Source organism: Brachymonas sp. J145 (assembly GCF_036312245.1).
In the GTDB taxonomy this organism is placed as follows: Bacteria; Pseudomonadota; Gammaproteobacteria; order Burkholderiales; family Burkholderiaceae_C; genus Brachymonas; species Brachymonas wangyanguii.
In genome coordinates this window covers 146,899-167,062 of sequence record NZ_JAZDCI010000004.1, presented here as the reverse complement: position 1 = coordinate 167,062, position 20,164 = coordinate 146,899, and the positions used below count along the sequence as shown (strand labels likewise).

20 protein-coding genes are annotated in these 20,164 nt (G+C 59.0%); 17 read left to right on the top strand and 3 right to left on the bottom strand.

Features of this window, described 5'->3' with window-relative positions:
* The first annotated feature begins 14 nt into the window (after positions 1–14).
* The 8 genes from V1261_RS06005 (at position 15) to V1261_RS05970 (ending at position 9,418) form a co-directional block, all read left to right on the top strand.
* The gene (locus V1261_RS06005; protein WP_329770717.1) at positions 15–971 is read left to right on the top strand and encodes an EpsG family protein; all 957 of its coding nucleotides are present in this window, start codon (positions 15–17) and stop codon (positions 969–971) included.
* 92 nt (positions 972–1,063) lie between these two features.
* On the top strand, positions 1,064–1,921 hold the full coding sequence (kdsA, locus tag V1261_RS06000) for a 3-deoxy-8-phosphooctulonate synthase (RefSeq protein ID WP_329770715.1): 858 nt from the start codon (positions 1,064–1,066) through the stop codon (positions 1,919–1,921).
* A 15-nt stretch (positions 1,922–1,936) separates the two neighbouring features.
* Complete coding sequence (kdsB, locus tag V1261_RS05995) at positions 1,937–3,217, top strand: 3-deoxy-manno-octulosonate cytidylyltransferase (RefSeq protein WP_329770714.1); 1,281 nt, start codon at positions 1,937–1,939, stop codon at positions 3,215–3,217.
* 10 nt (positions 3,218–3,227) lie between these two features.
* Positions 3,228–4,169 carry a KpsF/GutQ family sugar-phosphate isomerase gene (locus V1261_RS05990; RefSeq protein ID WP_329770713.1) on the top strand — a complete coding sequence of 314 codons (942 nt, stop codon included), beginning with the start codon at positions 3,228–3,230 and terminating at the stop codon, positions 4,167–4,169.
* 145 nt (positions 4,170–4,314) lie between these two features.
* A complete protein-coding gene (pgi, locus tag V1261_RS05985; RefSeq protein ID WP_329770712.1) occupies positions 4,315–5,850 on the top strand; it encodes a glucose-6-phosphate isomerase in 1,536 nt (511 codons plus the stop codon).
* Positions 5,851–5,934: 84 nt separating this feature from the next.
* On the top strand, positions 5,935–7,260 hold the full coding sequence (locus V1261_RS05980) for a nucleotide sugar dehydrogenase (protein WP_329770711.1): 1,326 nt from the start codon (positions 5,935–5,937) through the stop codon (positions 7,258–7,260).
* A 27-nt stretch (positions 7,261–7,287) separates the two neighbouring features.
* A complete protein-coding gene (locus V1261_RS05975) occupies positions 7,288–8,292 on the top strand; it encodes an Abi family protein (RefSeq protein WP_329770710.1) in 1,005 nt (334 codons plus the stop codon).
* Between the two features lie 169 nt (positions 8,293–8,461).
* Positions 8,462–9,418, top strand: a complete 957-nt coding sequence (locus tag V1261_RS05970) for a Gfo/Idh/MocA family protein (RefSeq protein WP_329770709.1) — start codon at positions 8,462–8,464, stop codon at positions 9,416–9,418.
* Here the strand turns inward: V1261_RS05970 and V1261_RS05965 are convergent.
* The gene (locus V1261_RS05965) at positions 9,408–10,955 is read right to left on the bottom strand and encodes a Fic family protein (RefSeq protein WP_329770708.1); all 1,548 of its coding nucleotides are present in this window, start codon (positions 10,953–10,955) and stop codon (positions 9,408–9,410) included. The two genes, V1261_RS05970 and V1261_RS05965, sit on opposite strands and share 11 nt — an antisense overlap.
* A 244-nt stretch (positions 10,956–11,199) precedes the next feature.
* On the opposite strand from V1261_RS05965, the gene V1261_RS05960 reads away from it, so the two are divergent.
* The 4 genes from V1261_RS05960 (at position 11,200) to V1261_RS05945 (ending at position 13,751) form a co-directional block, all read left to right on the top strand.
* Positions 11,200–11,802, top strand: coding sequence for an acyltransferase (locus V1261_RS05960; protein WP_329770707.1), 603 nt, complete (start codon positions 11,200–11,202; stop codon positions 11,800–11,802).
* Positions 11,803–11,885: 83 nt separating this feature from the next.
* Positions 11,886–12,089 carry a hypothetical protein gene (locus tag V1261_RS05955; protein WP_329770706.1) on the top strand — a complete coding sequence of 68 codons (204 nt, stop codon included), beginning with the start codon at positions 11,886–11,888 and terminating at the stop codon, positions 12,087–12,089.
* Entirely contained in the window at positions 12,086–12,670 is a 585-nt protein-coding gene (locus V1261_RS05950; protein WP_329770705.1) for an AAA family ATPase, read from the top strand. The genes V1261_RS05955 and V1261_RS05950 overlap by 4 nt, the downstream gene beginning before the upstream one ends.
* On the top strand, positions 12,657–13,751 hold the full coding sequence (locus V1261_RS05945; protein WP_329770703.1) for a DegT/DnrJ/EryC1/StrS family aminotransferase: 1,095 nt from the start codon (positions 12,657–12,659) through the stop codon (positions 13,749–13,751). Before V1261_RS05950 ends, V1261_RS05945 begins: the two co-directional genes overlap by 14 nt.
* Positions 13,752–13,760: 9 nt before the next feature.
* On the opposite strand, the gene V1261_RS05940 is transcribed toward V1261_RS05945, so the two are convergent.
* Together V1261_RS05940 and V1261_RS05935 are read right to left on the bottom strand one after the other, a co-directional pair.
* The gene (locus tag V1261_RS05940; protein ID WP_329770702.1) at positions 13,761–14,108 is read right to left on the bottom strand and encodes an HVO_A0114 family putative DNA-binding protein; all 348 of its coding nucleotides are present in this window, start codon (positions 14,106–14,108) and stop codon (positions 13,761–13,763) included.
* Positions 14,105–14,476, bottom strand: coding sequence for a toxin-antitoxin system TumE family protein (locus tag V1261_RS05935; RefSeq protein ID WP_329770701.1), 372 nt, complete (start codon positions 14,474–14,476; stop codon positions 14,105–14,107). Before V1261_RS05935 ends, V1261_RS05940 begins: the two co-directional genes overlap by 4 nt.
* Positions 14,477–14,614: 138 nt before the next feature.
* Here V1261_RS05935 and V1261_RS05930 point away from each other — a divergent pair, with 138 nt between their 5' ends.
* From V1261_RS05930 to V1261_RS05910, 5 genes are read left to right on the top strand one after another with little or no spacing between them, the layout of a single operon-like run.
* Positions 14,615–15,928 carry a lipopolysaccharide biosynthesis protein gene (locus V1261_RS05930; RefSeq protein ID WP_329770700.1) on the top strand — a complete coding sequence of 438 codons (1,314 nt, stop codon included), beginning with the start codon at positions 14,615–14,617 and terminating at the stop codon, positions 15,926–15,928.
* A gap of 31 nt (positions 15,929–15,959) precedes the next feature.
* Positions 15,960–16,589: an acyltransferase gene (locus V1261_RS05925; RefSeq protein WP_329770699.1), complete on the top strand. Its 630-nt coding sequence runs from the start codon at positions 15,960–15,962 to the stop codon at positions 16,587–16,589.
* Positions 16,586–17,758 (top strand): glycosyltransferase, encoded by a 1,173-nt coding sequence (locus V1261_RS05920; RefSeq protein WP_329770698.1) that lies wholly within the window; start codon positions 16,586–16,588, stop codon positions 17,756–17,758. The genes V1261_RS05925 and V1261_RS05920 overlap by 4 nt, the downstream gene beginning before the upstream one ends.
* Positions 17,755–19,008 carry a glycosyltransferase family 4 protein gene (locus V1261_RS05915; RefSeq protein WP_329770697.1) on the top strand — a complete coding sequence of 418 codons (1,254 nt, stop codon included), beginning with the start codon at positions 17,755–17,757 and terminating at the stop codon, positions 19,006–19,008. Before V1261_RS05920 ends, V1261_RS05915 begins: the two co-directional genes overlap by 4 nt.
* A complete protein-coding gene (locus V1261_RS05910) occupies positions 19,005–20,156 on the top strand; it encodes a DegT/DnrJ/EryC1/StrS family aminotransferase (protein WP_329770696.1) in 1,152 nt (383 codons plus the stop codon). The genes V1261_RS05915 and V1261_RS05910 overlap by 4 nt, the downstream gene beginning before the upstream one ends.
* The last annotated feature ends 8 nt before the right edge of the window (positions 20,157–20,164 follow it).

Sequence of the window (20,164 nt, the reverse complement as noted above, 5' to 3'; positions counted from 1 at the left end):
AGCTCATACACATCATGCAGTCACTCACCATTAGCAAATCAAAGCAAAGCGACATTAGGGTTCTTGCGCGCATATTTCTAGCAATTCTCATTGCATTACTGTATGTATTGAAATATGAAGGAAATGACTACTTCATGTATGAAGAACACTATTATTCAGATGGCACGTTTGAATTCGGTTATGAACTCCTAGCTTCAACCGCAAAATTTCTTGGCCTTGAGTTCAAGTACTTTTACATTGCCTACAGCTCATTTAACCTATTTCTACTTTTTACCTTAACCCGCTGGAAGTTTAGAACCACACTACTTGCACTAATACCACTGATGCTTTTTCCTGGCCTACCACTAAACACCATCAGACAGTTTACTGCCAGCCTGATATGCGCAATAGCGTATGATCGCCACTATCCAAATGAAAACAAAAAATATATCCTTGGAATCATCTTGGCAATGCAATTCCATGTCACCGCGCTATTATTTTTAATACCGCTCGCCTGGAAGAGGACGAAGATATTTCTACTAATTCTAGTCACCAGCATTATTGCATTTGTAGCCCTCGATGCATATACCGGCCTAATCTTGCAAAAAATTATTTTTTACACCGAAGGTGGTGCACACGAAGGCTTTTATGAACAAAGCGGAACCAAATCGATTGCCTTTGTTGTTTTATTTTTTTCATTGATCATATCGGGCTTTCCATTGAAAATTGGCGATTACGAAAAATACCGTCCCGTCATCTTATTATCAAGCATCGCATTGCTTGCCTCTGCATACATGAGTATCTATTTGCGTTTTCTATACCTATTTCTGCCCACCATCGGCATTTGGTTAAGCTCGCATCAGAAATTTAGCAAACAATACATATTGCCACTTGCCTGGATTCTATCTATGATCAATGTCTATATGGTCGTTGCCATCTGGAGCGGAGACGCCTACAGACATAGGAACTACTTGATTGATTTTTTTCTATAACAATGCCGCATATCAATGATTTACAATCCATACTAGCGCAACCTTAAATCACAGCATCATCCTACTTAGCAGAACCTCATCAAAAGACCATCATGAACGAATCAAATACCGTCAAGATTACACAAGAAATCAGCATCTCTAACTCCTTGCCATTCGTACTTTTTGGCGGCCTAAATGTACTCGAAGACATTGACACCACACTACGTACTGCCCAGCATTTTATTGAAACAACTAGCAAACTCAACATCCCTTATGTATTCAAAGCAAGCTTTGACAAAGCCAACCGGAGCTCCATAAAATCTTTTCGTGGCGTTGGCATGGACAAGGGTCTTAAAATTTTCTCCAAGATTAAAAGTGAGTTTAATTGCCCTATTATTACTGACATTCACGAAATCGATCAAGTCAATCCAGTTGCCGAAGTTGTCGATGTCTTACAAATCCCAGCTTTCTTGGCACGTCAAACCGATCTAGTTGTTGCTACTGCAAAAACAGGCCGTGTTATTAACATCAAAAAGCCACAATTCCTCTCCCCCAGTCAAATCAAGCATATTACAACAAAGATAATTGAATCAGGTAACAACAAGATTATACTTTGTGAACGAGGAACTCAATTCGGCTATGATAATTTGGTGGTCGACATGCTTGGCTTTAGAGAAATGATTGAAGCATCAGGCGGCTACCCCGCCATATTTGATGTGACGCATAGTTTGCAGCGTCGAGATGCAGGAAGTGAGGCGTCTGGCGGTAGACGGCGTCAAGTTGTTGAACTTGCTCGCTCTGGCATGGCAGTCGGACTCGCAGGATTGTTTCTCGAAGCCCATGAAAATCCTGACCTGGCGAAATGCGACGGACCAAGCGCACTGCCATTGAAGTCCTTGGAACCGTTCCTAGCTCAAATCAAGGCGATCGATGATTTGGTCAAATCATTCCCCACCTTGGACATCAAATAAGCTGGAGTCTAATTTATGAGTCGTGTTGCTATTGTCATACCTGCTCGCTATGCTTCTACGCGCCTACCTGGCAAGCCTCTATTAGAGATTCTCGGAAAGCCAATGATCCAGCACGTCTATGAACGCGCACTTGAAGTCACAGCATCAGCTGATGTCGTGGTCGCAACCGATGACATCCGAATTGCAGATTGCGTCAGAGACTTTGGTGGCCGTTTCATTATGACTTCCATCCTGCACAACTCTGGCACCGATAGACTAGTAGAAGTCTCCAAACACTTTCCTGCTGATATTTATATCAACTTGCAAGGTGACGAACCATTAGTGCGACCAGATGACATTACCTTGCTAGCACACAAAATGTTAGACGATCCTGAAATCCAGGTCGGTACGCTATGCCACGAACTATCCGAAAACGAGGTAGACAACCCCAATCATGTTAAAGTTGTATTGAGCAACAATGGTGACGCGTTATACTTCAGTAGGTCTCGTATCCCATATCCTCGCAACGATGAAAAGCTCACATATCTAAAGCACATCGGAGTATATGCTTACCGTAGAGATGTATTGAGCCACTACAATACCTTGCCTTCATCCGCACTGGAAGATGCAGAAAGCCTTGAACAACTTCGTCTTTTATCGGAGGGAATTCGCATCAAGGCTTTTAAAGTTCCACCCACAGGACCAGGTGTGGATACAGAGGCTTGTCTAGATCGAGTTCGCGCAATCATGTCTGGAGACGAAGATCCGTCAGCAATTCAATCTCCTCTTTCACAAATCAAACTTGTCATTACTGACGTTGATGGAGTATTAACCGATGGCAGCATCATTTACAACGAAACAGGCGAATGCCTGAAGATTTTCCATGTGCGTGATGGCTTGGGTATTCGCATGCTGGAGGAGTCAGGAATTCGCGTAGCTGTCCTATCAGGCCGTGACTCCCCTACGCTCCGCAAGCGCGTCAAGGATTTAGGTATCAGCTTAGCAAGCTTTGGTGTCAAAGATAAGTCTGACGCTTGTCTAAAATTAATGGCTCAAGCCGGGGTCCCGGCTCATCAAACCGTCTGTATCGGCGATGACAGCATTGATCTCCCTGCCTTTTCTGTTTGTGGAATTAGTTATGCTGTCGCCGATGCACCCTCCTATGTCAAGCGGGCAGCATCATATGTGCTTAAAGCTTCGGGAGGCAACGGCGCATTTCGCGAATTGTCAGACGAAATTTTGAAGTCAAAAAACCTATCATCCATTTATGACTCTGCGCAAGGATTCAAAAAATCCATGTCTGAGCCCCGACAATAAGGAGTATAAAATGTCTAAAATTTTCTCTCAAGCTATTGAAGTTATTAATGCAGAACTTCAGGCCCTGGAGGCCATGCGTGAACGAATGAGTGATTCTATTGTCAAAGCCATTGAAATTATCACATCGACCGAAGGAAGAGTGGTGGTAGTCGGAATGGGCAAGTCCGGAATCATTGGACAGAAAATTGCTGCTACTTTCGCATCTACCGGTACGCCATCATTCTTTGTACATCCCGGCGAAGCATTTCATGGCGACTTGGGCATGATTCGTCCTGTTGACACCGCGCTGCTTATATCGAACTCTGGTGAAACTGAAGAAGTTTTACGTATTCTCCCATTTCTTGAGCATCAAAATAACAAGATTATTGCAATGACAGGAAATATGTCCTCTACTTTAGCAAAACATGCTGATGTGGTTCTTGACGTCGGCGTTACACGTGAGGCCTGCAATAACAACCTGGCACCAACCAGTTCAACAACTTGCACCCTAGTCATGGGCGATGTTTTGGCAGTTACCCTCTCAGTCGAAAGAAACTTCCAACCCGAGGATTTCGCTCGTTTTCACCCCGGAGGAAGCCTAGGCCGCAAACTGCTGACTCGAGTTCAAGACGTTATGCACAAGCAGCTTCCCTTTGTGGCTTCAGGATCAACGCTCAATGAAACCATGATTGCGATGACAACCGGTCGCCTTGGCGTGGCCCTTGTAACTGATACCACTGGAAATCTTCTTGGATTGTTCACAGATGGCGACTTACGCCGGGCCCTGACCAGCACTTCTATCTCACTCTCAGATGCAGTAGACAACCACATGACGACCCAACCTTTGACAATTTCCCCTACCGAAAGGCTAGTTGAGGCAGAAGAAGTCATGCATGCTCACAAAGTTCGATTTCTTGTTGTCATTTCCCCAGATAACACACCTATTGGACTTGTTGAGCTTTTCGACATGTAAGTCATTCCATCAGCATATCTCTTTAAACTTCTTCGATTAGCACCACCGTTTCATATGATCTATTATTTTTTTGACTTTCTCTCGAAGGCGATGATATCCATCTGCACCTCAACTTAGTCACGACACGATCCACCTGCTTATCAATATGCATCAAATTCATAATAACTTGAATATGCTTAGCGAGAAATTTATTTCTAATTTTGACCTGTGCAGCGTATTCCTGCAGGATGATGACCGCTTTCTCTCTCTCTCGCGACAAGCTCCTTGCGTGCAGGTGGATCTGTCCAAGCAACTATGGGACTTACAGGTAGTCAACGCCTTGCAAGCATTGGCTAACTCCCGTCAACTACAATTTGCTCGCAAGCAACTGCTAACCGGCCAGGTCGTCAACCATACAGAAAACCGCCCCGCCGATCACGCCCACTGGCGCCTGTCCTGCCAACACCAGGTTCCCCCTGCCATGCAGCAACTGCTGGATCTGGCTACACAAATTCGCAGCCGTAAGGACATCTCCCATGTCGTCCACATCGGTATCGGCGGCTCCGGGCTGGGCCCGGATCTGGCCTTGCAGGCCCTCACCCCCTGGTGCAACAGCCAACAGGAAATCCGCATCGTCTCCAACCTGGACGGTCACGACCTGCAGGAAAAGCTCCAGTGCCTGAAGCCACAGAACACCCTCTTCATCGTCGTCTCCAAATCCTGGGGAACGCACGAAACCCTGCGCAACGCCACATCTGCCCTGCAGTGGTTCCAGAACAACGGTGGCCTGGACGTTGCCCAGCACTTTGTCGCCGTCACCTCCAAACCGGAACTGGCAGCCCAATTTGGCATCCACACCGTATTGCCCATGTCCGCTGGCATGGGCGGCCGCTTCTCCATCTGGTCTGCCGTGGGTCTGCCTGTGGCCATCGCCATTGGCCCGGATCGCTTTCTGGAGTTTGTCCGTGGCGGTGCCGCCATGGACCAGCACTTTGCCGAACAGCCCTGGGACACCAACCTGCCTGTCTGGCTCGGCCTGCTCGACGTCTGGAACAGCACCTTCCTTCGCCAGACCGGCCGCTGCGTGGCGCCTTACCACCACGGCCTGCGCCGCCTGCCCGCCTACTTGCAACAGCTGGAAATGGAAAGCAACGGCAAGCGCGTGGACATCCACGGCCAGCCCCTCAACTACAACACCGCCGGCCTCACCTGGGGCGAAGAAGGCAGCAACGGCCAGCACGCCTTCTTCCAATGGCTGCACCAGGGCACCTGCAACATGTCCACCGAATTCATCGTGGTCAAGAAACCCACCCATGACTTCGACGGCCACCACGAAGCCCTCATGGCCAATGCCCTCGCCCAATCGCGCGCTCTCATGATTGGCAGCAAGGCCAGCGGCAGCCAGCTCCCCGGCCACCAGGACTTTCCCGGCAACCGGCCCAGCACCACCATCGTCCTGGATGAACTCACCCCCACATCACTCGGCTCCCTGCTCGCCATGTACGAACACCGCGTTTTCGTCGCGGGTGTCATCTGGGGCATCAACAGCTTTGACCAATGGGGCGTGGAACTTGGCAAGACCCTGGCCAAGGACCTGACGCCGCGCTTCCAGACGGGAGACACGACCGGCCTTGACCCGTCTACGGCAGGCCTACTCGGCTGGTTGCGTGAACCGCACAAGCCCGGCTCCGCACAGCCCTGACAGCTTGTATCCCCCCACCAACGGCGGATAATGCGCGCATCCCCCACGCACCCGCGTGGCGGCCCCCTGTTTTCTGCCGTATCCATGCACACCACTTCCCCCATCGCCGTCATCGGCCTAGGCTACGTTGGCCTCCCCCTGGCCGTGGAATTTGGCCGCGTCCGCCCGGTTGTCGGCTTCGACATCAACCCGCAGCGCATTGACGAACTGCGCCAGGGCCACGACGCCACGCTCGAAACCACGCCCGAACAGCTCCAGGCTGCCAGCCAGCTGCGCTACACCAGCCAGGCCGCCGACCTGCGCGACTGCCGCATCTTCATCGTCACCGTCCCCACCCCGGTCGATGACGCCATGCAACCGGACCTGACCCCGCTCATCAAGGCCAGCCAGACCGTTGGAAGCGTGCTCAAGCCGGGCGACATCGTCATCTACGAATCCACCGTCTACCCCGGCGCCACCGAAGAAGTCTGCGTCCCCGAACTGGAAAAAGCCTCCGGCCTGCGCTACATCCACAGCGGCAACGAGGCCGATACCGATCCGGCCCAGGGCTTCTACTGCGGCTACAGCCCCGAACGCATCAATCCCGGTGACAAGGTCAACACCCTCACCAAGATCAAGAAAATCACCAGCGGCAGCACCGCAGCTACCGCCCTAGCCGTCGATGCCCTCTACGCCAGCATCATCACCGCCGGCACCTACCCCGCCAGCAGCATCAAGGTCGCAGAAGCCGCCAAGGTCATCGAAAACACCCAGCGTGACCTCAACATCGCCTTCGTCAACGAACTCTCCGTCCTCTTCGCCCGCCTCGGCATCGACACGGTGGAAGTGCTGGAAGCAGCGGGCAGCAAATGGAACTTCCTGCCCTTCCGCCCCGGCCTGGTCGGCGGCCACTGCATTGGCGTCGATCCCTACTACCTCACCCACAAGGCCCAGGCCGTCGGCTACAACCCGCAAGTCATCCTGGCCGGCCGCCGCATCAACGACAACATGGCGCGCTACGTCGCGCGCAACACCATCAAGCTCATGCTGCAACAAGGCATGGACGCCCCGCGCTGCAAGGTCGGCATTCTCGGCATCACCTTCAAGGAAAACTGCCCCGACATCCGCAACAGCAAGGTCGTGGACATGGTGCGTGAATTTGAAAGCTGGGGCATGCAGGTGGTCGTGAGCGACCCCGTCGCCGACCCGGACGAAGTCCGCCATGAATACGGCATCGAGCTGCAGACCATTGATGCCGAGCACCCGGTGGATGTGCTTGTCGTCGCCGTGGGCCACAGCGCCTACCGCAGCCTCACCCCGGCACAGCTGCGGCCGCTGGCGCACGGGGACAAGCCGATTCTGGCGGATGTGAAGAGCCTGTTTGACCGGCATGCGGCGGGGGCGGAGGGGTTTACAGTGTTCCGGTTGTAATACTCCAGGAATGTGAGCCCCCCATCCATGCGCTATCCCAAACCCTGGAAAAGCTATTCCGAGCAACTTGCATTGCTCCAGTCACGTGGCATGACGGTGAATGACACTGACCGCGCCCTGGACTACCTCGAGCGCATAGGGTACTACCGGCTCAGCGGCTACTGGTTTGCCTTCCGGGAACGCAGCGGAACCTGCTGTCCATTGAGCCTGCAGGGCACAAAGCCCGCCAAAATCCGCGAAGACAAGCTTGCCCTGGACACATTCAAGCCTGGCACCACATTCCAGAACGCCGTAGACCTCTACGTCTTTGACAAGAAGCTTCGACTGCTGGTGCTGGACGCCATCGAGCGCATCGAAATCGCGCTCCGTGTCCATGTCTCCCACACCTTGGGACGCACTGACCCTTTCGCCTATCTGAATCCCTCCCACTTTCACAGGAAGTTCAGCGAAGAACTGGATCCCAAAACCGGCTTGACACCTCACCATGCCTGGCTGAACAAGCAGGCGCAATTGATCAAGCGGTCAAAGGAAGAGTTCGTACAACACAACAAGACCAAGTACGGCTTGCCCTTGGCGATGTGGGTGGCTTGCGAAGTCTGGGATTTCGGAACGCTTTCCAGCCTGTTCAGTGGCATGCATGAATCAGACCAGGATGCCATTGCACACCTGTATGGCGTTCGCAATGGACGTACGCTCTCGACCTGGTTCAGAAGTCTGAACTATCTGCGCAATGTGTGCGCACATCACAGCCGGTTATGGAACCGGAACATCGTTGATCAGCCCAAGCTGGCATCAGCGCAAGAGCTGGGCTGGACGTCTGCTTTCATCGGCAATGCGCATGCTCAGGCGCGCTGCTTCCTGCTGTTGAAGATGACATGTCATCTGCTAATGGTGATCAACCCCCATTCCAGCTGGCCGCAGCGCATGCGAGATCACTTGCTTGCCTTTCCCGACCTGGGGCATCTGGACGTCAACCTGGCAGGCATGGGCGCCCCTGAAAACTGGCAAGATATCTGGAACACACGGACGTAAAAAACCCCTCAGCAACTCATCTGCAAAACAGACTCGTCGAGAGGGGCCGTGTTGCAAAAATTATACCTGCAGGCACCTCATTGTCAACAGAAAACTTGTATGCACACGTATGGTGTACACAAGCTGACAGCTACCGCAACTACTCTCTTGACAGACAATACAACGCACCATGACCACCAAGAACTTCGCCCTTATCGGCGCCGCCGGCTACATCGCTCCGCGCCACATGCACGCCATCCGTGACCTTGGCCACCACCTGGCCGTGGCCTACGACATCAACGACTCGGTCGGCATCATCGACAGCATCTCGCCACAAAGCGAATTCTTTACCGAATTCGAGCGCTTCTACGACTACGCGCACCGCCTCAAGCGCGATCCCGCCACCGCGCTGGATTACGTCAGCATCTGCACCCCCAACTACCTGCACCACCCGCAAATCACCGCCGGCCTGCGTCTGGGCTGCGACGTCATCTGCGAAAAACCGCTGGTCCCCACGCCCGAACTGCTGGACGACCTGGCCCTGGTAGAGCAGGAAACCGGCAAGCGCGTCTACAACATCCTGCAGCTGCGCCACCACGATGCCATCCTGGCGCTGCGAGAAAAAGTCGCCGCCATGCCGGCCGACACCAAGTTTGACGTCACCCTCACCTACATCACCAGCCGGGGCAAGTGGTACCTGGAAAGCTGGAAAGGCGACCCGCGCCAGTCCTTTGGCGTGGCCACCAACATTGGCGTGCACTTCTACGACATGCTGCACTTCGTCTTTGGCCAACTGCAGGACAACGTCGTCCACTACAGCGGCGAAACCAAGGCCGCCGGCTACCTGGAATACGAACGCGCCCGCGTGCGCTGGTTTCTCTCCATCGACGCCAATGACCTGCCCGACGAAGTCAAGGGCAAGAAGACCACCTACCGCAGCATCGACATCAACGGCGAAGAACTGGAATTCTCCGAAGGCTTTACCGAGCTGCACAAGGTCAGCTACGAAGAAATCCTGGCCGGCCGCGGCTACGGCCTGGACGATGCGCGCCACTGCATCGAGACGGTGAATGTGATCCGTACCGCGCAGCCGGTGGCGGCAAGGGATGGGCGGGGGCATCCGGTGCTGGGGCGGCTTATTCGATAATCGGCCAAGGCTCGCGATCTTCAAACGCGGACCGTATCGCCTCAATCAGGCGCAGGGCCAGCGCCTGGTCATCCAGCAAGGGGTACTCTTGCCGCAACTTGCCCGACACTTTCCAACCGTTTTCCTTGATGGAGCGGATCATCCGCGCCGCATCGGCATCCGGCATTTCCAGCACATCCTTGATACGCTCTTGCGCCAGCTGGAACGTCAGTAGCACCCTGGCCTCATCTGCCATTTCATGCTCTACCGTATGGGCAATGACTTGTGCCGTGTAAAGAACATGCTGTGTCAAGTCCGGATAGCGCCATGCCGCCAGAGCGTCTTCATACGCATCAAACACCAGGTTGGAACGCACTCCATCGGCATATGCCGTAACTGGACCAAAGGCGTAATCGCTGGCATAGCGCTGCATGAAGGGCCGGGAAAAGCCCTCCAGCACCTGGTCATAACCCTGCGCGAACTCCCGCACATGGGTGATCGTGGCTGATATCGGCAGAATGATGCCCTGCGGAATAGCGCCATCCCGCTGCAACGTGTCATTGATCAGGAAACGGTGGATCCGTCCATTCCCATCTGCCATGGGATGAATATAGACAAAGCCGAATGCCAGTACGGCGGCGCGCACGATGGCCTCCTGCCCGCGCGTATTCTTCTCCAGCAACTGCAGGCCATCCAGCATCTCCGGGACAGCCTCATGATGCGGAGCGATGTAATGCACCACATCTTCCCGCAAGCTGGATTGCCCCACAAACACCGGTGACATGCGCACACCCAGCCGCATGGCACCGTCCCCCAGAATGCCTTGCTGCAGAACCTGCAAGCCGTCGCAGCCCAAGGGCTCAGGCAAGCGGCCACTATGCTGTGCAATCACATGGGCAAAACGTGCAATCCGGTCAGCCTGGTCCGCTTCCTTTTCAATCAGAAAGCTCGCCCGGGACTCCTTGAACGTCAGCCACGATGCCGTGCGCAACAGCACGTCTGCGCCAAACTCGCTGTCCAGCGCCTGCAAGGCCAAAGACAAGTCAAACGCCAGCGCCTGCTGCAACTCTGAGCTACGCCGTACGACAGGACAAAAAGCTGGTGTACCTGGCAGGTTGTTCCTGATGCGCCAACGTGCATCCAGCTCTGGGTTGCTCCGGGTGAAATAGATGTCAGACGACACCAGATCCAGGTAGCTACCCCGACTCAGATTCGGAACATCCAGCGAGCGCCCGGTCAGCCATTCATAGAGGAAGCCAGTCCTGCGTGCATACTGGCCATAGGGCTCCCTCCGGCACCAGTCTTCCACCAGAGCTGGTGGAATTTGCGCAAAAAGACGACTGAAGAACTCCAGATGCAGCTCTTCGTACTTGAGCCCGAAAGCAAAGTGTCCGGCAAAGCTCCCCTCCGGCGTGTAGCTCGACGGATACTGGTTGCGCACCCATCCATCAGCTGTTTCTGTCCGGGAGCGTGAGCCACCGATCACCGATTGAACGCGCAAGGGCTGCACCAGCTGGATGCCATATTGCTGCTGCAACGCCAGGAAGCCCACATCCATGCTACACATTTCCTTTTTTGCTTACGCGAAAACGTTGACAAACATCGCACTCGTGAAAAATTCGATTTTGATTGTGGCACAACTTGCGCCGTTTGCACCTCCATGAACTGGAGTCACGTTTGCACAAATGCTTGTACAGTTACACGAAAACAGATGCAAAACAAGATTTCTGAACAAATTTGCATACACAGTAAAAGCATCTGCCCATCACATCTTCAGCCATGCTTCAAGCACAATACGCAGCATGACATCCCCCTTGCCCTCCTACACCGCCCACCCCAGCGCCATCATCGACGACGGCGCCCAGATCGGCCACGACACCCGCATCTGGCACTGGGTCCACGTCTGCGGCGGTGCCCGCATTGGCAGCGGCTGCTCGCTGGGCCAGAACGTGTTCGTCGGCAACGACGTGCTGATCGGCAACAACGTCAAGATCCAGAACAACGTCAGCGTCTACGATGCCGTCACGCTCGAAGATGACGTGTTCTGCGGCCCGAGCATGGTGTTTACCAATGTGTACAACCCGCGCGCTGCCGTGGCGCGCAAGGCCGAATATCGCCGCACCCTGGTCAAGCAAGGGGCCACTATCGGTGCCAACGCCACCATCGTCTGCGGCAGCACCGTGGGGCGTTACGCCTTTGTCGGTGCCGGTGCCGTGGTGCAGAAAGACGTGCCCGACTTTGCCCTGGTGGTCGGCGTACCGGCACGTCAGATCGGCTGGATGAGCCGTTTTGGCGAGCGGCTGGCATTGCCACTGGCGGGGGATGGCGAGGCGGGTTGCCCGCACACTGGTGACCGTTACCTGCTGCGGGATGGCCAGGTAGAGATGACGCCAACGGGCAACTAAAGCGCTACGGGCTGCCTTACACACGGATACCGGGCTGCAACGTACAATGCAGGCATTGATGTTTCCACAGGATGACGCTGTCCATGACGCCTTCTTCTACCGTTTCTGCCTCCAGTCGCGTGCGACAGGCACTGGCGCAGGCCATGCAAACGGCACAGCGCTCGACCGCCTATTTCGCCGAATATCGCAAGCAATACCCGGTGGTAGAGCCTGATACCCTGGGACGCGTGGCCCGCCATTACCCGGATGGCCGGGTCGTCGTGCTGCACCCTGCGCCACGTCCATGACACAGCCCCTGGCGCTGTTTTACGCCGGGGCCAACGGAGCGGGCAAATCCACCATGCGCGAGCGGCAGGCCGGTGACTATCCGGACATGCTGCACTTGGATCCAGACGCCATCGCACGCGAAATCTGCCCAGCGGCACCACGCACCGTGGACATTGCTGCTGCGCGTGAGACCCTGCGCCGCTTCCACCAGGTCCTGCAATCACAGCATCCGTTCTCGCTGGAAACCACGCTGTCCGGAGAAAGCATTTTCCGACGTATGCAGGAAGCACGCCGTGCCGGTTACTGGGTAGAACTGCACTATGTCGGCCTGCCCAGCTCTGACTGCAATATCGAGCGGGTACGCGAACGCGCCGAACGCGGCCTGCATGACATCGAACCAGACACAATACGCCGGCGCTACCAGGCCAGCATGCACAATATTCCCAAGGCGCTCAGCCTGGCAAACCTGGCCATGCTGTACGACAACTGGGAGCGCCCCCACCACCCCTATCTGCTGTATCACGATCAGCACTGGCAAGTGCTGGGGCAGCCCCTGCCAACCTGGCTTGCTGCAATACACGACTCCCATGCAATTCATTGACCTGAAAACCCAATACGCCGCGCTGCAAGACAGCATCCACACCCGCATGCAGCGCGTGCTCGACCACGGCCAGTACATCATGGGCCCGGAGGTGGCCGAACTGGAGGCCGCACTGGCGGCACGCACCGGCACCGCCCACTGCATCAGCGTCTCCAGCGGCACCGAAGCGCTGCTGATCAGCCTGATGGCGCTCGGCATCCGCCCCGGTGACGAAGTCATCACCACGCCCTTCACCTTTGCCGCCACGGCGGAAGTCATCGCCCTGTTGGGCGCGGTGCCGGTCTGGGTGGATGTCGAGGCCGATACCGGCCTGATCGATGCCAACCAGATCGAGGCGGCCATCACGCCACGTACCCGCGCGATCATGCCGGTCAGCCTCTACGGCCAGGTGCCGGACATGGACGCCATCAATGCGATCGCGGCGGCGCACGGCAACATCCCGGTAATCGAAGATGCGGCGCAAAGCCTGGGCGCGCAACTGGACGGCCGCGAGAGCTGCAACCTCAGCACTTTCGGCTGCACCAGCTTCTTCCCGAGCAAGCCGCTTGGCTGCTATGGCGATGGCGGTGCCATCTTCACGCACGATGATGCGCTGGCGCAGGCCTGCCGCGAAATCCGCATCCACGGCCAGAGCAAGCGCTACACGCACACCCGCATCGGCGTGGGCGGCCGCATGGACACGCTGCAGTGCGCCATCGTGCTGGCCAAGCTGGAACGCTTTGACTGGGAAGTGCAGCAGCGCCTGGCGCTGGGTGCGCGCTACAACCAGCTGATGGACGCAGCCGGTATCAGCCGCATCGTGCAACGACCGGGCCGCACCAGCGTGTTTGCCCAGTACACCGTCAAGGTGCCGAACCGCGAGCAGGTACAGCAACGCCTGCAAGCCGCCCGCATCCCCACCGCCGTGCATTACCCGATTCCCATGCACCAGCAACCGGCCTACCAGGGCCTGTGCGATCGCCCCACGCCGGTCGCCGATGCGCTCGCGCGTGAGGTGATGAGTCTGCCGATGAGCGCGGACCTGCAGCCGGCGCAGCAGGAGCAGGTGGTGCTGGCGTTGCGGGAGGCGCTGGCAGCCTGACGCCGATTTTCAGGCCATGATGCGAAAGCTAGTGGCCTTGGCGATGGGCCGCACATGGCGCTGCTCACGTCGCATCTCGACAAAACCGTAATTGGCCATGGTCTTGAGCGTGCGCGACAGATTGCCCGGCTTGCGTCCAGTCAACTCGGCCAGCGCGCTGATCGATTCCGGCTTGCTCTGCTGGATCACCTGCAGCAAGGCGCGATTCTCGTCACTCAGCACTTCGGCCAGCGACCGCATGGAAGTAAACCACACCTTGGGCTCCCCCGGCCTGGGCTTGTACTCGCCACGTGCAATCGCCAGCACACGCTCGCGCATGCGCTCCTGCGACATGATGCCAATGACTACTGCCTTCATCGCTGTTTCAACTCCTGCAGGACCTGGTCTGCTTCCTGAAAAAAATCCACCAGCAACTGGTGGGCATCCTGAAAGACATACGGCACCCCCTTGTCTCTGGCATGTCGATGCCGATGATCATAGGGCAGACGCCTGCCGACAAACTTGAACTTGTTGGGTGGCCTGACGGCATGGGCATTGTCATAGCCCAGGATCCGCGTGCCATACGGTTCGTGCAAGGACAAGGCATAACGCACCCCATGCGGAATATCCGGACTGGCTGGCACACGCCAGGCATCAATCTTGATCCAGTAGCCATTGCCCTGATCCAGGACTTGCCCATCCAGATCCAGCAAAGTGGAAATGCCATCGTCTTCTCGCTCGAACATTGTATCAGCTGATGATATTTATATAAATGAGGGAAAAATCCCTTCACGATCTCATTTTAATTCTTATTTACTACACTTATCGAGCCGCAAGCTGCGGAATAATAAGCGCATGAATTCCCCCACCCCCAAGGCCCTGCCGTGAGCCTGCTCCGCGCCACCCTCACCCTGCTGGCCGGCGGCGCGCTGGCGCAGCTGATTCCGCTACTGCTCGGCCCGCTGATCACGCGGCTGTTCACGCCGGAGGCGTTTGGCCTGTTCACCAGCTTCAGCACCATCGCCGCCACGGTGGCGGTCGTCGCCTGTGCGCGTTACGAATTCGCCCTGCCCATGGCGCGCGACGGACGCGAAGCGCGTGCGCTGCTGGCGCTGTGCCTGCGCATAGGCTTGATCGTGCTGTTGCTGTGCCTGCCGCTGGCCTGGGCGCTGCATGCGCTGGGCTACCTGCCCTTGCCGCAGCTACTGCCGCTGGCGATGCTGGCGGCCGGCCTGTTGCAGCTGCTGATGCTGTGGAGCAACCGTGCGCACCGCTTTCGTGCGCTGGCAGTGGCGCGGGTGCTGCAATATGGCGGTACCGCCGTGCTGCAGGTGGCCATCGGCTATGCACTGTGGCTGCAACACCGCGCGCCGGTCGGGTCGGATCAGGCCTGGGCGCTGCTGGCGGCACCGATAGCCGCCGCGCTGATCGCCTGCCTGGTACTGCTCCGTCCGGCACCCGAGGGTGGCTGGCGTGGCGTGCTGCCGGGTTCGGCCGATGGCGCCCTGGCCAGCGCCATGCGCCAGGCTGCGCGCGAACATCGGGATTTTCCGCTGCTGAACACGCCGCATGCCTTTCTGGGCACGCTGCAGGATGCGGTGGCGGTGGCGCTGCTGATCACCTGGACCGGCGAAGCGGCCGCCGGCTTCTGGGGCCTGGCGCTGCGCTATCTGAAAGCACCGGCCACGCTGGTCGGCAGCGCGGTGTCGCAGGCACTCTACCCGCGCCTGAGCGGTGCGCAACCGGAGGAAGCCCGCCGCGCCGTGCGCCAGGTGATGCTGCTGCTGGCCGCCATGGGCATCGTGCTGATGCTGGTGCTGATGCTGGCCGGGCCCTGGCTGTTCGTGACCGTGTTTGGCCCGCAGTGGTCCGAGGCCGGCGAGCTGGCACGCGCACTGGCACCGTATATTGCCGCGCACTTTGTCGCGGCGCCGCTGGCGGTGGTCACCATGGCCTGGAAGGCGCAGCGCTGGGCCTTCCGCTGGGCGCTGGTGGGCCAGGCGGCGTTTGTGCTCTCGCTGGCGCTTGGCCTGCAGCTCGGCGGGCTGGTGGCCGGTGGCTGGGCGGTATCGGCCGCGATGCTGCTCTACTTTGGCATCTACTTCTGGCGGCTGGCCTTCTGGCGCGATATTCCACAGCCGGAACCGCAGGACCCGGCCGACCCTGGCGTGCGTGAACTGGTCGAAGAACAGCCCTGAACGCCCTGGCATAGGGGACAATACGCATTGCATGTCCGATTCCAGCCTGTCCCTGCGCCTGCGCGCGCACCTGAACCGCCTGCGCCGTCGTCTCTGGCGGCTGCTGTTCTTTCGCGTGCTGTTTGGCGAATCCAGCCAGGGCCGGGCACTACCGCACACGCGCATCTCGCCCAGCAGCTGCATCGAGCACGAAGAGCGGCTCACGCTGGGTGACGACGTGTTCATCGGCCACTTCAACTTTATCGAAGCCAGCAGCGGCATCAGCATCGGTGCCGGCACGCAGGTGACCAATTTCATCAGCATCGTCAGCCACAGCACGCACCGCAGCGTGCGCGTGGCGGCGCGCCTGTCCGGCGTGCCGGCGGCCGCGCCTGATGGCAGCCAGCCCAGCGATATCCGCGCACCGATTGCGATTGGTACGCACTGCTTTATCGGCCCGCACAGCCTGATCGAAGCCGGCACGGTACTCGGCAAGGGCTGCCTGGTGACCGCCGGCAGCCGCGTGCGCGGCCAGTTTGGCGACTTTGCCGTGCTGGCCGGCAACCCGGCGCGCGTAGTGGGCGATACGCGCCAGCAGGACGCCGCCTGGCTGCAGCAGCACCCCGACTACCGCGCCGCCTACGAGCGCTGGGCCGGCCAACTTCCCGCATCCGACGCATGAGCCGTTCCCGCCCGTACGATCCCGCCGCTTCCCCGATCAGCCAGGCCGTGGCCCGCGCCAGCCAGCCGCAGGTCCAGCCGGCTGCCGCATCGCGCCTGCGCTACGTGCTGATTGGCGATGGCGACAGCCCGCATCTGCTGAAATGGGCGACCGCGCTGCAACCGCTGGTGGAGCTGTGGATCTGCAGCAGCCGCGGCTTTGCGCCCGAACTGGCCCGGCTGGTGCCGCAAGCCCGGCGGCTGGCGCTGGACACCGACCCGGCCCATGGCGGCGGCAATATCGCGCTGCTGAAAAAAGCGCCGCAAGTCGCGCGCTGGCTGCAGCAGGTCGATGCCGACTGGATCAACCCGCACTACCTGACCTCGCACGGCACGCTGGCGCTGCTGGCCAAGCGCTTTGGCCGGCTGCGCGGCCGGCTGATCGCCTCGGCCTGGGGCAGCGACATCCTGGTCACGCCGCAGCGCCACGCGGCCTACAGCTGGCTGACGCGCTCCATCCTGCGCAGCGCCGCGCTCTGCACCAGCGATTCGCAGCACATGACGGGCATCATGCAGCAGTTGGGCGCGCGCGAGGTGCTGACTTTTCCGTTCGGGCTGGACAGCCTGCCAGTGCTGTCGCGCCAGCCAAAACAACCCTGGCTCTGCTACGCCAACCGCGGGCTGGAGCCGATCTACCAGCCGCAGCGCGTGCTGGAGCTGTTTGCCGCCATCGCCGCCTGGCAGCCACAGGCGCAACTGCTCATCGCCAATGACGGCAGCCTGCGCCCGCAGCTGGAGCAGTGGGTGGCGCAGCGCGGCCTGCAGCCGCAGGTGCGCTTTGTCGGCCGCCTGTCGGCGCAGCAACAGGCCGAGCACTATGGGCGCGCCCAGTGGTACCTGAGCCAGCCTGAGAGCGATTCGGTCGCGGTCTCGGTACTCGAAGCCATGGCCTACGGCTGCATCCCGCTGCTGAGCGATCTACCGGCGAACCGCGAGCTGGTGCACGATGGCCACAATGGCTGGATCGTGCCCGCCGACGCCATCGATCTGGACCAGGCCGTGCCGCAAGCCCTGCCGGCGCTGCAGGCGCGCGCCGCCGACATCGCGCGCCAGAACCGCGACTGGGTGCAACAACATGGCCTGTTCCCGCCGGCGATCCGCCAGCTGGTGCAGACCCTTTCTTCCCGATGAACATCCTCTACCTGAACCACTACGCCGGCAGCCCGCGCCACGGCATGGAATACCGGCCCTACTACCTGGCACGCGAATGGGTGCAGGCCGGCCATGCGGTGCGCATGGTCGCCGCCGACTACAGCCATGTGCGCGCACGCCAGCCCGAACAGGCCGGCAGCCGCCACCATGAGCTGATCGACGGCATCGACTACCACTGGTATCCAACACCCGCCTACAGCGGCAACGGTCTGGGCCGCGTGAAGAACATCTGGAGCTTTCTGCGCCAGGTCTGGCGCGATGCCGGCGAGATCGCACGCACCTTCCGGCCGGACATCGTGATTGCGTCCAGCACCTACCCGATGGATATCTGGGTCGCGCACCGCATCGTCAAGCTGGCGCGCCAGCAGGGCGTGGCCAGCCGGCTGGTGTTCGAGGTGCATGACCTGTGGCCACTGTCGCCCATCGAGCTGGGCGGCATGTCGCCCTCACACCCCTTCATCCGCCTGTGCCAGGCCGCCGAAGACTACGCCTATCGCCATGCCGATGTGGTGGTGAGCATGCTGCCCAAGGTCGCCGGCCACATGCAGCAGCACGGGCTGGACCTGCACAAGCTGCATATCGTGCCCAACGGCATCACGCTGGACGAATGGCAGGGCGAGCCGCCACCGCTGCGCGATGACGTGGCCGCGCACATGCGCGCCTGCAAGCAGGCCGGGCTGCAGCTGGTCGGCTACGCCGGGTCGCACGGCACGCCCAACGCGCTGGAGGTGATGCTGCAGGCCGCCGCGCTGCTGCGTGACGAGCCGTTTGCCTTTGTGCTGGTCGGCGACGGCCATGAAAAAGCCAAGCTGCAGGCACAGGCGCAACAGCTCGGCCTGGAGAAGGTGGCGTTTTTTGATCCGATTCCCAAGGCGCAGATACCGTCCTTCCTGGCGGTGGCCGATATCGCCTATATCGGCTGGCAGCGCGTGCCGATCTACCGTTTCGGCATCGCGCCGAACAAGCTGATGGACTACATGATGGCGCGCTGCGTCGTGCTGCACTCGGTCGAGGCCGGCAATGACCCGGTGGCCGAAGCCGGCTGCGGCATCACCGTGCCGCCGGCCGATCCGCTGGCGATTGCCGAAGGCCTGCGCCAGCTCGCCGCGCTCGACGCCGGCACGCGTGCCCGCATGGGCGATGCCGGCCGCCAGTTCGTGCTGGAACACCACACTTATCCGGTGTTGGCACGCCGATTCCTGCAAGCCTGCGACAATAGCCAGCCATGAATACCTTCATCCCGTTTGCCCGCCCCGATATTGGCGAGGAAGAAATCGAGGCCGTTGGCCACGCCATGCGCAGCGGCTGGGTCACCACCGGCCCGGAAACGCGCGCCTTCGAAGAGGAGTTTGCCGACTACCTGGGTGGCGGCGTGCAGGCGATTGCCGTCAACTCGGCCACCGCTGGCCTGCACCTGGCACTCGAAGCCATGGGCATAGGCCCGGGTGACGAGGTGATCGCGCCAACGCTGACCTTTACCGCCACCACCGAGGTGATCCGCTACCTGGGCGCCGATCCGGTGCTGGTGGACTGCGATGCGGTGACGCTGAACATCGACGTGACCAAGATCGAGGCCGCGATCACGTCACGCACCAAGGCCATCATGCCGGTGCACTACGGCGGCCTGGCCTGCGACATGACGGCGATCCAGGCGATTGCCGATCGCCACGGCCTGCGCGTGCTGGAAGATGCGGCGCACGCCCTGCCCACCACCCACGCTGGCACCCTGGTCGGCCAGCTGCCCAGCGATGCCGCAGTGTTCAGCTTCTACGCCAACAAGACCATGACCACCGGCGAAGGCGGCATGGTGGTGACGCGCAACGCCGAGATGGCGGCCCGCATGCGCGTGATGCGCCTGCACGGCATCAACCGCGATGCCTTTGACCGCTTTACCAGCAAGACGCCGGCCTGGTATTACGAGATCGTGGCGCCGGGCTTCAAGTACAACATGACGGACATGGCCGGCGCCATGGGCCGGGTGCAACTGCGCCGCCTGCCGGCCTTTCTGCAGCGCCGCCAGCAGCTGGCCGCACGCTATCTGGAAGGCCTGCACGACCTGCCACTGATCCTGCCGGCTGATGCGCCTGCGGGCGATATCCACGCCTGGCACCTGTTCGTGCTGCGCCTGCCCGACAATGCCGGCATCACGCGCGACGAGGTGATCCAGCAGCTCAGCGATGCCGGCATTGGCACCAGCGTGCACTACGTGCCGCTGCACCGCCAGCCCTACTGGCGCGATACCTACGGCCTGACACCGGCGATGTTCCCCGAGGCCGAAAAAGCCTACCAGCACATGTTCAGCATCCCGCTGTTCACCGCCATGAGCGATGCCGAGCAGGAGCGCATCATCGAGGCGCTGCAGCACATCCTGGGCTGAACGCCCTG

Excerpts from the sequence above, each read along its gene's own strand:
- V1261_RS05945 (WP_329770703.1), top strand. The coding sequence starts at position 12,657 with ATGCAATTCATTGACCTGAAAACCCAATACGCCGCGCTGCAAGACAGC.
- V1261_RS05975 (WP_329770710.1), top strand. The coding sequence starts at position 7,288 with ATGCGCTATCCCAAACCCTGGAAAAGCTATTCCGAGCAACTTGCATTG.
- V1261_RS05990 (WP_329770713.1), top strand. The coding sequence starts at position 3,228 with ATGTCTAAAATTTTCTCTCAAGCTATTGAAGTTATTAATGCAGAACTT.
- V1261_RS05920 (WP_329770698.1), top strand. The coding sequence starts at position 16,586 with ATGAGCCGTTCCCGCCCGTACGATCCCGCCGCTTCCCCGATCAGCCAG.
- pgi (WP_329770712.1), top strand. The coding sequence starts at position 4,315 with ATGCATCAAATTCATAATAACTTGAATATGCTTAGCGAGAAATTTATT.
- V1261_RS05915 (WP_329770697.1), top strand. The coding sequence starts at position 17,755 with ATGAACATCCTCTACCTGAACCACTACGCCGGCAGCCCGCGCCACGGC.
- V1261_RS05925 (WP_329770699.1), top strand. The coding sequence starts at position 15,960 with ATGTCCGATTCCAGCCTGTCCCTGCGCCTGCGCGCGCACCTGAACCGC.
- kdsB (WP_329770714.1), top strand. The coding sequence starts at position 1,937 with ATGAGTCGTGTTGCTATTGTCATACCTGCTCGCTATGCTTCTACGCGC.
- V1261_RS05955 (WP_329770706.1), top strand. The coding sequence starts at position 11,886 with ATGACGCCTTCTTCTACCGTTTCTGCCTCCAGTCGCGTGCGACAGGCA.
- V1261_RS05965 (WP_329770708.1), bottom strand. The coding sequence starts at position 10,955 with ATGGATGTGGGCTTCCTGGCGTTGCAGCAGCAATATGGCATCCAGCTG.
- V1261_RS05940 (WP_329770702.1), bottom strand. The coding sequence starts at position 14,108 with ATGAAGGCAGTAGTCATTGGCATCATGTCGCAGGAGCGCATGCGCGAG.
- V1261_RS05960 (WP_329770707.1), top strand. The coding sequence starts at position 11,200 with ATGACATCCCCCTTGCCCTCCTACACCGCCCACCCCAGCGCCATCATC.
- V1261_RS06005 (WP_329770717.1), top strand. The coding sequence starts at position 15 with ATGCAGTCACTCACCATTAGCAAATCAAAGCAAAGCGACATTAGGGTT.
- V1261_RS05910 (WP_329770696.1), top strand. The coding sequence starts at position 19,005 with ATGAATACCTTCATCCCGTTTGCCCGCCCCGATATTGGCGAGGAAGAA.
- V1261_RS05970 (WP_329770709.1), top strand. The coding sequence starts at position 8,462 with ATGACCACCAAGAACTTCGCCCTTATCGGCGCCGCCGGCTACATCGCT.
- V1261_RS05935 (WP_329770701.1), bottom strand. The coding sequence starts at position 14,476 with ATGTTCGAGCGAGAAGACGATGGCATTTCCACTTTGCTGGATCTGGAT.
- V1261_RS05950 (WP_329770705.1), top strand. The coding sequence starts at position 12,086 with ATGACACAGCCCCTGGCGCTGTTTTACGCCGGGGCCAACGGAGCGGGC.
- V1261_RS05980 (WP_329770711.1), top strand. The coding sequence starts at position 5,935 with ATGCACACCACTTCCCCCATCGCCGTCATCGGCCTAGGCTACGTTGGC.
- kdsA (WP_329770715.1), top strand. The coding sequence starts at position 1,064 with ATGAACGAATCAAATACCGTCAAGATTACACAAGAAATCAGCATCTCT.